The organism is Vibrio sp. OPT46 (assembly GCF_015163535.1).
Classification (GTDB): Bacteria; Pseudomonadota; Gammaproteobacteria; order Enterobacterales; family Vibrionaceae; genus Vibrio; species Vibrio alginolyticus.
The window spans coordinates 1-311 of sequence record NZ_JADDYG010000686.1; the positions used below are offsets into that span (position 1 = coordinate 1).

Here is a 311-nt window from a genome sequence, read left to right on the forward strand (position 1 = left end):
CGTAAGCAAGCGAAATCAGAAACCGTGATTCCTGGTAACCCTCTGGGTGAAGTTATCCAAGCTTACCAAGAACACAAAGGTGACAACCTTGAAGATCTTGAAGCGAAACTGGACGAAATCATCCTACGTAACGCACCGAGCATTGAACGCTTTATTAGCTCAATCAAACTGTTCGCTTCTGTAGCACCACTTCTAGGTCTACTGGGTACGGTAATGGGTATGATCGGTACGTTCCAAGCAATCACACTATTTGGTACAGGTGATCCTAAGCTAATGGCTGGCGGTATCTCTGAAGCACTTGTTACTACGAT

At 45.3% G+C, this 311-nt stretch carries 1 protein-coding gene; it reads left to right on the plus strand.

Going from position 1 to position 311, the window contains the following annotated elements; all coding sequences use genetic code 11:
* Nucleotides 1-311 (plus strand): MotA/TolQ/ExbB proton channel family protein (locus IQR33_RS25305; protein ID WP_193844160.1); only part of this gene is annotated, 311 nt, incomplete at both ends.